Genomic DNA, 13,295 nt, shown 5'->3' on the forward strand with positions numbered 1-13,295 from the left:
ATCGCCGTCAGCAACGGCACCGGCGCACTGGAAATCATCCTGCGCGCGCTTGGCGTGCAGGGAAGACAGGTGGTGGTTCCTGCCAATACTTTTTTTGCGACAGCCGCCGCAGCGCTGCATGCCGGCGCCGCCCTGCGCTTTGCCGACGTCGGCGCACAGACCATGATGCTCACCCTGGACAGCGTCGAACGCGCGGTGACGGCCGATACCGCGGCCGTGGTCATGGTGCATATCGGCGGCGCTATTTCGCCGGAACTGGATGCGATCAAAGCGTTTTGCGGAGCGCGCGGCATACACCTGGTTGAAGATGCAGCGCATGCCCTGGGATCAACCTACCAGGGGCGAGCCGCAGGAACGCTCGGCGCAGCGGGTTCATTCTCGTTCTATCCGACCAAGATCGTCACTTGCGGCGAAGGCGGTGCGATCGTCACGCACGATGCAGCGATCGCGCGCGAAGCCATCATCCACCGCGATCAGGGCAAACAGGCTTTTGCCGAGAATTGCCACATCCGCCTCGGCTATAACTGGCGCCTGAGCGAAATTCATGCAGCGGTCGGCCTGGTCCAGCTGCGGCGGCTTCAGCAGTTCATCACGGCAAAACGCGCCGTTGCCGCAAGATACGACCAGCGCATCGCTGTCCTCGACGGCGTCACGCCGGTCCCGGAAGGCGCCGGCGTGCGTTCGAATTACCATAAATATGTTGTGCTGCTCGATGCCGGCTGCGACAGGGCAATGCTGCGCTCCATGATGCAGGAAACGGCGGGCATCCAGCTTGGAACAGGCGTCTACGATGTGCCGCTGCATTTGCAGCCGGTTTTTTCCGGCATGGACAATACCGGCCTGCAGGTAGCGGAAGACGTTTGCGCCCGCCATGTCTGCCTGCCGATTCATTCCGACATGACATTTGCAGATGCCGACCACGTCATTACCGCGCTGGCCGCCTGCCTGGCCCGCTTGCGCAAAACCGCGGCGCCGCTTGTCCACGAAGGCGAGCTGCAATGAAAACGCCGGCTTCCCGCACCGCAGCGCGCCATGGATAGGCATGCTGCGCTGCCTCGCATGCGCCCTCCTTCGCCGCCCGCATGGAGCAATTGCCTGCTGACGGTCGGCGTCACGGGGACCAACGGTAAGACCTCGACTACCGGCATGGTGGCAAACGCGCTTGGCTGCCTGCAACAGCCGGTGGCTCGCATCACCAGCATCGGCGCCTACGTCGGCAGCGAGCACATGGACGTGCCGCGCAGCTACGCCGGCCTGGTCGAGACGATGCGCGCGGCCTTGCAGCGCGGCGGCCGTTATGCCGCACTTGAGCTGGCCAGCTGGTCATTGGCCCAGGGTTTCATGCAAGCGTGGCCGTGCCAGGTTGGCGTCTTTACCAACCTTACCCCCGAACATATGGATATCCATGGCTCGATGGAAAGCTACCTGGCCGCCAAGACGCAGCTGTTCATCAATCTGCCGGAGACGGGCGTCGCCGTGCTCAACGGCTGCGACCCGGCATCGGAAATCATCGCAGCTGTCACGCCGGCCGGAACACGGATCATTTATTACGGCGCGGCGTCGCGCGGCCGGCCGCGGCACGCGCTGGATATTATCGCGGACGAGGTTGCCGTGACCTGGACCGGCACCCGCCTGCGCTTGTCGGCAACCGCCGGCCTCGGCGCAGTGCCGGTGAAACTGACGCTGCGGGCGATTGGTGAAATTTATGCGGAAAATGCACTAGCCGCGCTAGCCGCGGCCATCGGCGCCGGCGTCCCGGCGCAGCAGGCGGCCGACGCCATTGCGGCAACCGCGCCGCCGCCTGGCCGGTTTGAAATACTCGGGCAATCACCATGGATCGTGCTGGACTATGCCCACACGCCTGACGCTATCTGTCGCACGCTTTCCACGGCACGCCAGTTGAGCCACGGCTGCATCTCGATCGTCTTCGGCGCCGGCGGCGACCGCGACCGGCCCAAGCGAAAACTGATGGGCCAGGCGGCAATGGCGGCCGACCGCGTGTTCCTTACCAGCGACAATCCGCGCAACGAAGATCCGCTGTCCATCATCGAAGATATCCGGCTTGGACTGCAAGATCATCGGGATGTCAGCGTCAATCCCGATCGCAGGCAGGCCATCATCGCAGCGCTGGAAGCATCCTCGGGCGACGATGTCGTCATCCTCGCCGGCCGCGGCCCGGAGACGCACCAATGCGTGCGAGATGCCTGGCATCCCATGTGCGACGCCGATATCGTCCGGGAGATCATCGGCGGCGAACCGGTGGTTCACGAAGGATGGACATGACGGCTCCCAAAAAAATATTGCTGGTCAACGGCTGCAGCCATACCGCGGGATCGGAAATCGATACGCTTGGCGTGGCGCCGCACGGGTATTCGCCGGAAAAGGCATTCGGCGCCCATCTTGCCAATGCAATGGGTTGCGACGATTACGTCAACATTGCAATGCCTGGGGGTTCCAACGAACGGATCACGCGCACCACGATCGACTGGATAGGGAAATACCATAAACCCGGGGACCAGCTGTTCGTGGTGATCATGTGGACCGGCCGCGACCGCTTCGAACTTTACGACGACCGCAACCGGATCTGGCTCAGCCTGTGTCCGGGCGTGGAACGCTCCAGGTGGTTCGCCGACTTCACTTATGCGGTCCAGCAATACTTCAAGTTCCACATGCTGGTGCGCACCAGCGATGTCCAGACTTACTCGCGGCTCTGGGCCGAAGTCATCATGATGCAGAGCTACCTGAAGATCAACCATATCAACTACATGTTCTGCAACGCCTACCAGGGCCTTCCCGAAACCCTTGACTATACCGGCTTCCGCAGCCAGGTCGATCTTGCCGCCTACTACCAGCCATTCGAAGACAGCACAGGTTTTGTGCAGATCCTGACGCAGCAGGGATTCAAGACGCGCGCCGGCGACAACGTGCATTTTGGCGAAGACGGGCATCGTTACTGGGCCGGCGTCTTGCACGCCTTTATTCAAGACAGGAGACTGGCATGATGAAATATCTCAAGCACCTGCTGCAGCGCTGGAGCACCGCGCGGGCATACCGGAAAAAAATGCGGGCCATCAGGAAGCGCGATCCCTACATTTACAAATAACGGCCGCGGCCATGATTTCCTGGGGCGTCTCTGCCCGCAGCCATGACGCGGCATTGGCGGTATTTGCCGACGGCGCGCTGGTGTTCGCAGGGCATGCGGAACGGTATTCCAAAATCAAGAACGACAGCGAACTTGCTCCCGGCCTGGTTGCGGACGCGCTCGCCTATGGCGAACCCGGGCAGATCGTCTGGTACGAGCGCCCCTGGCTGAAAAAAACCAGGCAGATGCTGGCGGGGCAATGGCAGGAAATCCGGGAGACGGAAAACATCGCTCGCTACCTGTCCAGATACTTGCAGACATCTCGCCCCATTGCATTCGCCAGCCATCACCTGAGCCATGCGGCAGCCGGATATTACACATCGCCTTTCCGCGATGCGACGATCATTGTGCTGGACGCCATCGGCGAATGGCAAACCTATACCATCTGGGAAGCAACGGGAACCCAGCTCAAGCTCCGCTTCAGCCAGCGCTACCCGCATTCGGTCGGCCTCTGGTACTCCGCCATGACCCAGCGCTGCGGCTTCAAGCCGAACGAAGAAGAGTACATCCTGATGGGCCTGTCGGCCTTCGGCGACCCGCTGAAATATTACGACAGGATCAAGGCCGATTTTTTGGTATGGCAGCAGGACCGGCCGTCGATCCGGCTGCGCCACAACCTGCATCGCGGCTGCAGATGGTGGGCGCCGGACGTGACCGACGTGGAAAACATCGCCGCCGCGACCCAAAGAATTTATGAGGACATCCTGCTGCACGCATCGCGCTTTGCATGCAAGACCCTGCCGAGCAGGAACCTGGTGCTGATGGGCGGCTGCGCCCTCAACTGCGTAGCTAACCGGCGCCTGGCGGACAGCGGCGACTGGGGCGACATATGGGTGATGCCCTGCCCCGGCGATGCCGGCAGCAGCATCGGCTGCGTGCTGGCGACCATGCAGGAATTCGTGCAATGGCCCGGACCGTTTCTCGGGCACGGGATCGACGGTACCTATCCGGTCGCACCGGCCTTGCGGCGCCTGACTGCCGGCGAAGTGGTCGGCATCGCCAACGGCCGGGCCGAGTTCGGCCCGCGTGCGCTAGGCAACCGCAGCCTGCTGGCCGATCCACGCATCGCCGACAGCCAGTCGAAGGTCAACACCATCAAGCAGCGAGAGCGCTTCAGACCATTCGCGCCCGCCATCATCGCTGAAATGGCGGCAGACTATTTCGACATGGGCGTGCCGTCCAGCCCCTACATGCAATTTACCGCCAGGTGTAGGCAGCCTGAACAGTTTCCGGGCATTGTCCACGTCGACGGCACTTCGCGCGTGCAGACCGTGACGGCCGCGGACAATCCCGGATTCTACGCATTGCTGCGGGAATTCCACGACGCCACAGGCTGCCCCATGCTGCTCAATACAAGCCTGAATGTGAAAGGTGAACCGCTCGTCAACGACAGGCAAGATGCCGCGCGCTTTGCCATCACCTATGGAGTGCCGGTGTTCTGCGATGGAACAGAAGAAAAGCCAGGCCCGCCGGAAACAGCAACCCGGTCAGACCCGGCTCTTCTCTTTTCATTCAATCGCTAAAACCGCGCCAGGATCGCCGGCGTTATTGGCCTGCCTTGTAAAAAGCCGTCACCGCATCCGCCAGCAGCTTGTGCGTATGCGTGGTCGGATGCAGGGTATCCCAGAACACAAAACTGTCCGGATTGCTGCACTGTGAACGCGCGGTCTGCGTGCTCAGGTAGTTGGTGCTGGAATCGGTATTGATGTTCAGGCAGGACTGGGTAGTATTGCTGACCTGGTATTTGGCCGGGTTGCTCAGCAGGTCGTTGAACAGCGCATAACTGTCGAACAGGCGGATATGCAAGCTGGCGCCGTATTGCGCCTGCAAGGAAGCGACCAGCGCTGCCAGCCGCGTGTTCAGGTCGACCACCTGCGCCGCTACCGCCGGGCCGTTGGTCTTGATAGTAAACACAGGCGCCTTGGATACATCGGGCAGCTTGAGCAGCAGGATATTCCTGGCGCCGGCCTGGATCAGGCTTTGCAAGGCCTGGCTCTGGCCGCTGATCACCTGGTCCACCGTGCTGTTGTAGTTGACCAGGTCGTTGCCGCCTATGAGCATGGTAAACAAGGTGTTTTGCGGCTGGTAATTCTGCGCCTTCTGCATGTACTCGGTGTACGACTGCACTTGCTGGATCACGCCCGGAATCACCAGGTTCTGGGTGCTCACGCCGGCGCCGCCGATAGCCCAGTTATACAAGGGAAGCTGCAGGTTGTCGGCCAGGTATTCGACCCAGTTCTTGCCGTTGCTGAAACGGCCCAGGAACCAGCTGCCGGAATTGGGCAGCGTCCATTGCGAGGCGTTGTAGACGTTCTGGGTATCGGACAAGCTGTCGCCGAACGCGACGATCTTGTTGATGCCGCTCTGGACCACGCTGTCGGTAGTCCACACGGTGTAGTTGAACGACAGCGCATTGTCGGCGGCCGCCACCATCGCCACCGGCTGGCTGATGCCCTTGGCGCTCAGCGTGCTTTGGCATACCGATTGCAGCGTGCTCTGCGCGACATCGCTGTAGAACATGTTTTCCCAGTTGAGCAGGCCGCCGGCCCACCAGTAGCCGTTGATGCGGTAATAATCGCCGCTGGACGGATCCAGCCCCCAGGCATAGGTGGTAGTCGGCTTGGTCGGATTGCTGCCGGTGCGGTACCAGCAGCGCAAATAAGTGTAAGTACTGGTGCTGGCCGCCGCGGTCGCAGCCATGCTGCGGGCGGCAGGTTTTTGCGCCTGCTGTTTCAGCAGCTGCTCTTTGGAGAGCGGGCCGGACGACGATAAACGGTGGGTGTAAGCAGGATCGGGTTTTGCATCGGATGGGACTTCTGCCACGGCTAGATTCGAACACAAAGCACAAAGTAAAAACAGAGTTTTCATTATGGATTTCCTTGTTGTCTCGTTAGTCTCTGGATCACGGGAATAGCGCTGCCATCGATGGCAAATTGCCATCATTGATATGGCCGCGACAATATTGACACAAGGAAATAATATTCAGGTGACATTAAGATGACGGCTGGTCCTTTCCGATGTTTACCTCTAATTCCGGGTTACCCACAGAAAGTGTGGACAGTCCTGTTGATAACTCCCATGTGTTTTAGCTATGTGCCTGATATGTATAGGTTTTTCATCACTGCACAGAGTTGCCGCGCAGTGCTTTAAGAATCGTTTAATTCAATCCGGCTAAACTGTCACGATTTCCGCTGTTTCTAAGGAGCCGGTCCCATGCGTTTGCTGTTGGTGGAAGACGATCTGATGGTGGGCGAAGCCGTGCGCAAGGGATTGCGCCAGGACGGTTTCGCCGTCGACTGGGTCCAGGACGGCGCCGCGGCGCTCAGCGCGCTGGCGCAGGAAGACTACCAGCTGCTGCTGCTCGATCTCGGCCTGCCGAAAAAGAACGGCCTGGAAGTGCTGAAGTCGCTGCGCGCCGGCGGCAACCGCATCCCGGTGCTGATCCTGACCGCGCGCGACGCCATCTCGGACCGGGTCGCCGGCCTCGACGGCGGCGCCGACGACTACCTGGTCAAGCCGTTCGACCTGGAAGAACTGGCGGCGCGCATCCGCGCCCTGCTGCGGCGCCAGTCGGGACGCGCCGAACCGCTGATCGAACTGGGCCAGCTGACGCTCAACCCGGCCACCCACGAAGTATTGCTGGAAGGCCGCCAGGTGAACCTGTCGGCGCGCGAATTCGCCCTGCTGCGCGCCTTCCTCGATCGCCCCGGCGTGGTGCTGTCGCGCGCCCAGCTGGAAGAAAAAATGTACGGCTGGGACGACAGCATCGAAAGCAATGCGGTCGAAGTCTACATCCACGCCTTGCGCAAAAAACTCGGCAGCAACTTTATCAAGAATGTGCGCGGCATCGGTTACATGGTGGCCAAATGAAATCGGCGCCGTCGATACGCAGGAGCTTGCTGCTGTGGCTGGCGCTCGGCCTGAGCGGCGCCATCCTGGTGGCCGGCATCGCCCTGTATTTCCAGGCGCGCGGCGAAGCCAACGAACTGTTCGATTACCAGATGCGGCAAATCGTCGCGTCCCTGCCGCGCCAGGCGTTTACGCCGATGATAGAGAATGGCGACGGCGGTCCCGAGCTGGACGACCAGATCATGATCCAGATCTGGGACAACACCGGCGTCGTCATCTACCACTCGCACGGACAGGCCCGCCTGCCGCTGCAAGCCGAGCTGGGATTCACCAACGTCCGCCAGAGCAACGGCCTGTGGCGCGTCTACAGCGCGCAGATCGGCAATACCGTGGTGCAGATCGCGCAGCCGCAAAGCGCGCGCAACCAGATCGCCGCGCAGATGGCAGTCAAGACCGTCACTCCCCTGCTGCTGCTGTTTCCACTGCTGGGCGTGCTGATCTGGGTCGCCGTCAGCCGCGGGCTGGCGCCGATCAGGCGCGCTGCGATGGAAGTCCAGGCGCGCGACATGCATGCCTTGTCGCCGATACCGGATGCCACCCTGCCAGGAGAAATCCAGCCGCTGACCCAGGCCCTCAACGATTTGCTGGCGCGCCTGGGACAATCGATCAAGGCGCAACGCGCCTTCGTCGCCGACGCCGCACATGAGCTGCGCACGCCGCTGACCGCCCTGCGCCTGCAAGTCCAGCTGGCGGAACGCGCCGCCGATGACGGCGAGCGGCAAGCAGCTTTCGGCGACCTGAAACAGGGGCTGGAACGCGCCACCCACTTGCTGCAGCAGCTGCTGACGCTGGCGCGCCAGGAACCCGGCGCCTTCGATCAGGCCCATGCCGAACTCGACTTGCGCGCACTGCTGCACAGCGTGATCGGCGACTTCGCCCTGACCGCGCACGAACGCCAGGTCGATCTTGGCATCAGCACGGAGACGCCGGCCAGCGTGACTGGCAACGCCGACGCTTTGCGCATCTTGTTCAACAACCTGATCGACAACGCCTTGCAGTACAGCCCTGCCGGCAGCACCATCGACGTCTCGCTGGCCGCCGACGCCGCCGGCGTCACCGTAGCAGTGCAAGACGGCGGCCCCGGCATTCCCGAGGCCGACCTGGCACGCGTATTCGATCGTTTCTACCGCGCCGCCGACAGCCAGTCGCAGACGCGTGGCAGCGGCCTCGGCCTGGCGATCGTCAAGCAGATCGCCGATGCCCACCAGGCCAGCGTCGGCCTGAAAAATACCGGGCATGGGCTGCGCGCCAGCGTGCGTTTCGGCGCCTGAGGAACTCTTTAAGCTATTGCTCAAATACTCTCGTCAATGATATTTATTTAACAATTTAAACTACAATAATGTAACTACATATTTGGAGTTACAATTGTTTTCATCGGATGATGCCAAAAACGAGGGTAACCGGCGCAAACATGGCGTCAGTTTCGAGGCTGCGACACTTGTCTTTGACGACCCTTTGCATATCACCAGGCAAGATCGCGTCGAAAACAATGAGCAACGATGGCAGACCATCGGCATGGTTGGCGGCGTCACCTTGTTGTTGGTTGCCCATACCTGGCATGAAGCAGAAAGCGGCTCGGAACATATTCGCGTCATCTCGGCGCGACGTGCGACAAAGCTGGAAAGGAAAATCTATGAACAAGGTACCTGAATCTATCCGCAAGGAACTGGCGGCGTTGGCCGCCAAGCCCGAGAGCAATATCGATTTCTCCGACCTCCCGGCCACTACCAAACAGGATTGGCAAGGCGCAGTCCGCGGGAAATTCTATCGCCCCGTCAAACAACAGCTGACGGTACGCATTGACGCCGATGTCGTGGAGTGGCTCAAGGAAGAAGGAAAAGGTTACCAAAGCCGCATGAACGATATCTTGCGCGCAGCCATGCTGGACAAGGTTCGTCACCGGTAGATTGATCCGTGATCTGAAACAAGCGTCTGGTTTGCTGTTTAAGTTTGCTTTAATTTTTCGTATTTATGCTGTGTGCTAGTTCTAGTCCATCTGCAAAGGAGCACAGCATGAGTCGTCAAACCCGTCAAACCTTTACCCGCAGTGCCATTGCCATCGCCGTCCTGGTAGTGGCAGGCGGCGCCTACCTGCATTCGAAGAACGGCGATATCGGCATCGACAACGCCAATGCAGCGATCGTCGCCCCCGCCCCCGTGGTAAGCAATACCGCGCCGGCAGTTGCGGTGGCCACCGATTTTTCCGGCATCGTCGAACGCGCCGGACCGGCCGTGGTGAATATCAGCGTCACCGGCAAGGCGAAACAGAGTGCGGTGTCCGACCAGGACGATGAGCTCGATCCGAACGATCCTTTCTCGCAATTTTTCAAGCGCTTCGGCCCGCAGCTGCAAATTCCGCGCCATCCGCAAATCATGCGCGGCGAAGGCTCCGGCTTCATCATCAGCGCCGACGGCCTGATCCTGACCAACGCCCACGTGGTCGAGGGCGCCTCGGAAGTCACGGTCAAGCTGACCGACCGCCGCGAATTCAGGGCCAAGGTGTTGGGCTCCGACAAACAGAGCGACATCGCCGTGATACGGATAGACGCCAAGAACCTGCCGATCGTGCAGATCGGCAATCCGGCGCTGACCAGGGTCGGCGAACCGGTGCTGGCGATAGGCTCGCCTTACGGTTTTGAGAATACCGCCACCGCCGGCATCGTCAGCGCCAAGTCACGCTCCTTGCCGGACGATACCTACGTGCCGTTCATCCAGACCGACGTCGCCGTCAATCCCGGCAACTCGGGCGGCCCGCTGTTCAATATCAAAGGCGAAGTGATCGGCATCAATTCGCAGATCTACAGCCAGACCGGCGGTTACCAGGGCCTGTCGTTTGCGATTCCTATCGATGTCGCCACCAAGGTCGAGCAGCAGCTAGTCAAGCACGGCAAGGTCACCCGCAGCCATCTCGGCGTCAGCGTGCAAGAGGTGAACCAGGCGCTGGCCGAATCGTTCGGCCTGAAGAGCGCCGCCGGGGCGCTGGTCAGCTCGGTCGACAAGGGCAGTCCGGCCGACAAGGGCGGCCTGCAGACCGGCGACGTGATCCTGCGCTTCAACGGCCAGCCGATCAGCCATTCTTCCGACCTGCCGAGCCTGGTGGCCGACACTGCGCCGGGCACCGCCAGCACGATTGAAGTGGTGCGCAACGGCCAGTCCAAGACGCTGACCGTCAAGCCGACCGAAGCGGAAGCGGTAAAAACCGCCAGCAACGACGAAGGCGCCGGTTCGCAGGCGCGGCTGGGACTGGCGCTGCGCCAGCTCAGCCCGGACGAACAGCAACAGGTCGGGATCCATGGCGGGCTGGTGGTGGAAGATGCTTCCGGACCGTCGGCGCTGGCCGGCATCCAGCGCGGCGACGTGATCCTGTCGCTCAACGGCAAGCCGGTCAACAGCGTCGAGCAGCTGCGCCAGCTGGTGAGCAAGGCCGGCAAGAACGTGGCGCTGCTGGTGCAGCGTGACAAGGACAAGATCTTCGTCCCGCTTAACTTGGGCTGACATCTCAACCGCAGGATGTGAAAACGATGATCAAGCTGGCCAACAACAATCTGTCGCAGCACATCCTGCCTTCTTCCGCCACGATGATCGGCGTCTGCATCACCGCGCTGTCGATCATCAAGCTGGCCAGGTTCAGCGGACTGGCGCTTTGGCTGGGCCACCTGCTGGCGCTCAACAGCCTGGTGTTCCTGACCAGCGGCGTGCTGTCGTACGCCTCCATGCGCTCCAGCCGCAGCATGCGCCTGGAACAATACGCCGACATCGCCTTCATCTTCGGCCTGACCCTGCTCAGCCTGTCCACCGTCTTCATGGCCGTGGTCATTGATTGAATTTTCATTCCCCTCGAAGTTACCCACAGAAACTGTGCACAGTCCTGTTGATAACTCCAGCGCGTTTTATCTATGTGGTTGATCTATATGGTTTTTTCAGGTCTGCTCATTGTTGTGCGGGCAGTGCCGCTGAAACAAGTGCGGATGTAGCCGGCTGCGCCGCGATCGCCGCACCATAAAAATATCCAGCCTGAACGAACGCTCGGTTTGAAGTGCGTGTCGAACCTGCCTAAGCTTGATTACCCTGCGATGTCCGGCGCGGCAGCTTCTGCCCGGATGAAGACATTGCAATTTAGATAATCAAAGTCCGTTCCATCAAATATAATCTCAAAAAAAATCTGCAAACTGTCGATCTCGCGATTTCCCGCTCGACTAGTTAGCAGATCCGGGAGTTAATTGCGCGCAGTCGGCAGCCCGGCCCTTACCCTGAAACCAAACGGAGATATTACGATGCGATTCATGATCATACGCAAAGCGGACAAGAACACCGAAGCCGGCACCATGCCCAGCACAGAGCTGATCACCGCCATGATGAAGTACAACGAAGAACTGGTGCAAGCCGGCGTCATGCTGGCCGGCGAAGGACTGCAGCCAAGCACCAAGGGCGCCCGCATCAGCTTTTCGGGCGGCAAGCCGACCGTGTTCGACGGCCCCTTCGCCGAAACCAAGGAACTGATCGCCGGATTTACCATGATCCAGGTGAAATCACGGCAGGAAGCCATCGAATGGGTCAAGCGCTGGCCAGCCCTGGATGGCGACGGCGCCGTCGAGCTCGAATTGCGCCAGGTATTCGAGGCGGAAGATTTCGGCGCCGAGTTCACGCCGGAACTCAGGGAAACCGAAGAACGCTTGCGCCGCCAGAGTTCAGGCGCCTAAGCTGCCTGCACAGTTCGCACCGCCATTACAACGCCATCAGGAGACCAGTAATGATCAAGACCATCGCCATCGTTATCGTCGTCGCACTGGCCGCCACCCTCGGTTATGCGGCGACCCGGCCCGATACTTTCCGCGTCCAGCGCACGATCTCGATCAAGGCGCCGCCGGAAAAGATCCTGGCGCAGGTCAACAATTTCCACGACTGGAGCAACTGGTCGCCTTACGAAAAAATGGATCCGGCGATGAAGCGGACTTTCAGCGGCGCCGCCAGCGGCCCGGGCGCGGTGTATGCCTGGGACGGCAACGGCGACGCCGGCGCCGGACGCATGGAGATCAAGGAAGCGTCGCCGTCGAAAACCGTCATCAAGCTCGACTTCAGCAAACCGTTTGAAGCCAGCAATGTCGCCGAGTTCAGCGTCGACACCCAGGGCGACAGCAGCAGCGTCACCTGGGCCATGTATGGACCCGCGCCTTATATCAGCAAGGTGATGGGCTTGTTTTTCAATATGGACAGCATGATCGGCAAGGATTTCGAAGCCGGCCTTGCCAACCTGAAGACCGTCGCCGAGAAATAAACGACGGTCACCCTGGCGTCACGTACGCAAACAGGCGTGATGCTGTTTTCATTATCCATCGCAGGAACAGAGGAGAACAACATGCTATTGAATCCCTATCTGAATTTCGACGGCCAGTGCGACGCCGCCTTCAAGTTCTACCAACAGGTCCTGGGCGGAAAAATCGCCTTGAGAATCACCAACGCCGACACGCCGATGGCCGAAAAAACGCCACCGGACCAGCAAGGCCGGATCGCGCACATACGCCTGGAAGTCGATGGCGGAGTCTTGATGGGCTCGGACTGTCCCACCGAGTATTTTGAGAAAGCGCAAGGCATAGTCCTGTCGCTGGTGTTCGACAAGATTGCGGATGGCGAACGGGTCTTCAATGCCTTGGCAAAAAACGGCACGATCAAGATGCCGTTCGAGAAAACCTTCTGGGCCGAGCGTTTCGGCATGCTGGAAGACCAGTTCGGCACGCCGTGGATGGTCAATTGCGAGAAAGCTGCCTGACCGATAGTTGCAATGTAGCGCTGGCGCGCCGCCAAAGCGGTGCGCCAGCCGATGTCTTTAGAGCAGCGCCAGCTTGACCACCGTCACGCGGTCTATGAAAAACTCGCCGTCGACGCACTTGCGGTGCGGCACGCCGGCCACCTTGAATCCAGGCCCGCCTTCCGCGGCCCAGATTTTGGCGACCGTGTCGAAATCTTCCAGTTCCAGCCCGAGCAGCGGCGCCGACAGCACGAATTGCGCGCCCTCCTTTTGTCTTGCCAACACTTCTTCAATCGTCTTTGCCATGGTTTCAACCTGATATATCGGGGTTATTCATTGTCCACGCAGTGCCAAGGATCCGGAGCCTCAGGCATCGCCGAGCAATTCGCGCGGCAGCTCGTAGGTTTCCTTGATCGCCTGCAGCACGATATTGGAGCGGATATCCTGCACGCCCGGTATTTTATATAACTTCTCCAGTACAAAAGCGGAATAGTGCTT

The 13,295-nt window shown here is 60.3% G+C and carries 16 protein-coding genes; 13 read left to right on the forward strand and 3 right to left on the reverse strand.

The features are described 5' to 3' along the window. From JWQ61_RS11250 to JWQ61_RS11265, 4 genes are all read left to right on the forward strand, one after another. Nucleotides 1-1,002 (forward strand): DegT/DnrJ/EryC1/StrS aminotransferase family protein (locus JWQ61_RS11250; RefSeq protein WP_304360609.1); only part of this gene is annotated, 1,002 nt, incomplete at its 5' end. A gap of 57 nt (nt 1,003-1,059) precedes the next feature. Continuing rightward, entirely contained in the window at nt 1,060-2,283 is a 1,224-nt protein-coding gene (locus tag JWQ61_RS11255; RefSeq protein ID WP_304360610.1) for a Mur ligase family protein, read from the forward strand. Beyond that, on the forward strand, nt 2,280-3,002 hold the full coding sequence (locus JWQ61_RS11260; protein WP_304360611.1) for a DUF6071 family protein: 723 nt from the start codon (nt 2,280-2,282) through the stop codon (nt 3,000-3,002). Before JWQ61_RS11255 ends, JWQ61_RS11260 begins: the two co-directional genes overlap by 4 nt. Before the next feature lie 112 nt (nt 3,003-3,114). Further along, nucleotides 3,115-4,665 carry a carbamoyltransferase C-terminal domain-containing protein gene (locus tag JWQ61_RS11265; RefSeq protein ID WP_304360612.1) on the forward strand — a complete coding sequence of 517 codons (1,551 nt, stop codon included), beginning with the start codon at nt 3,115-3,117 and terminating at the stop codon, nt 4,663-4,665. A 22-nt stretch (nt 4,666-4,687) separates the two neighbouring features. On the opposite strand, the gene JWQ61_RS11270 is transcribed toward JWQ61_RS11265, so the two are convergent. Next, complete coding sequence (locus JWQ61_RS11270) at nt 4,688-5,965, reverse strand: SGNH/GDSL hydrolase family protein (protein WP_304360613.1); 1,278 nt, start codon at nt 5,963-5,965, stop codon at nt 4,688-4,690. Between the two features lie 390 nt (nt 5,966-6,355). Between JWQ61_RS11270 and JWQ61_RS11275 the strand changes: the two genes are divergently transcribed. From JWQ61_RS11275 to JWQ61_RS11315, 9 genes are all read left to right on the forward strand, one after another. Next, nucleotides 6,356-7,012 (forward strand): response regulator transcription factor, encoded by a 657-nt coding sequence (locus JWQ61_RS11275; RefSeq protein WP_120234798.1) that lies wholly within the window; start codon nt 6,356-6,358, stop codon nt 7,010-7,012. Beyond that, a complete protein-coding gene (locus tag JWQ61_RS11280; RefSeq protein WP_304360614.1) occupies nt 7,009-8,322 on the forward strand; it encodes a HAMP domain-containing sensor histidine kinase in 1,314 nt (437 codons plus the stop codon). The genes JWQ61_RS11275 and JWQ61_RS11280 overlap by 4 nt, the downstream gene beginning before the upstream one ends. Nucleotides 8,323-8,416: 94 nt before the next feature. Next, on the forward strand, nt 8,417-8,701 hold the full coding sequence (locus JWQ61_RS11285; protein ID WP_369684892.1) for a BrnT family toxin: 285 nt from the start codon (nt 8,417-8,419) through the stop codon (nt 8,699-8,701). Then, nucleotides 8,685-8,957, forward strand: a complete 273-nt coding sequence (locus tag JWQ61_RS11290; RefSeq protein ID WP_304360616.1) for a BrnA antitoxin family protein — start codon at nt 8,685-8,687, stop codon at nt 8,955-8,957. Before JWQ61_RS11285 ends, JWQ61_RS11290 begins: the two co-directional genes overlap by 17 nt. A gap of 107 nt (nt 8,958-9,064) precedes the next feature. Beyond that, complete coding sequence (locus JWQ61_RS11295; protein ID WP_304360617.1) at nt 9,065-10,546, forward strand: DegQ family serine endoprotease; 1,482 nt, start codon at nt 9,065-9,067, stop codon at nt 10,544-10,546. A gap of 26 nt (nt 10,547-10,572) precedes the next feature. Then, on the forward strand, nt 10,573-10,875 hold the full coding sequence (locus JWQ61_RS11300; protein ID WP_120234795.1) for a hypothetical protein: 303 nt from the start codon (nt 10,573-10,575) through the stop codon (nt 10,873-10,875). Between the two features lie 450 nt (nt 10,876-11,325). Continuing rightward, nucleotides 11,326-11,751: a YciI family protein gene (locus JWQ61_RS11305; RefSeq protein ID WP_304360618.1), complete on the forward strand. Its 426-nt coding sequence runs from the start codon at nt 11,326-11,328 to the stop codon at nt 11,749-11,751. 50 nt (nt 11,752-11,801) lie between these two features. Continuing rightward, on the forward strand, nt 11,802-12,326 hold the full coding sequence (locus JWQ61_RS11310; RefSeq protein ID WP_304360619.1) for an SRPBCC family protein: 525 nt from the start codon (nt 11,802-11,804) through the stop codon (nt 12,324-12,326). 81 nt (nt 12,327-12,407) lie between these two features. After that, complete coding sequence (locus JWQ61_RS11315; protein ID WP_304360620.1) at nt 12,408-12,818, forward strand: VOC family protein; 411 nt, start codon at nt 12,408-12,410, stop codon at nt 12,816-12,818. 57 nt (nt 12,819-12,875) lie between these two features. Here the strand turns inward: JWQ61_RS11315 and JWQ61_RS11320 are convergent, their stop codons facing one another. Beyond that, the gene (locus JWQ61_RS11320) at nt 12,876-13,103 is read right to left on the reverse strand and encodes a hypothetical protein (RefSeq protein ID WP_061541232.1); all 228 of its coding nucleotides are present in this window, start codon (nt 13,101-13,103) and stop codon (nt 12,876-12,878) included. 60 nt (nt 13,104-13,163) lie between these two features. After that, a partial coding sequence (locus tag JWQ61_RS11325; protein ID WP_304360621.1) for an Lrp/AsnC ligand binding domain-containing protein occupies nt 13,164-13,295 on the reverse strand: 132 nt, incomplete at its 5' end.

This window comes from Collimonas fungivorans (assembly GCF_028292705.1).
Lineage (GTDB): Bacteria > Pseudomonadota > Gammaproteobacteria > Burkholderiales > Burkholderiaceae_D > Collimonas > Collimonas fungivorans_B.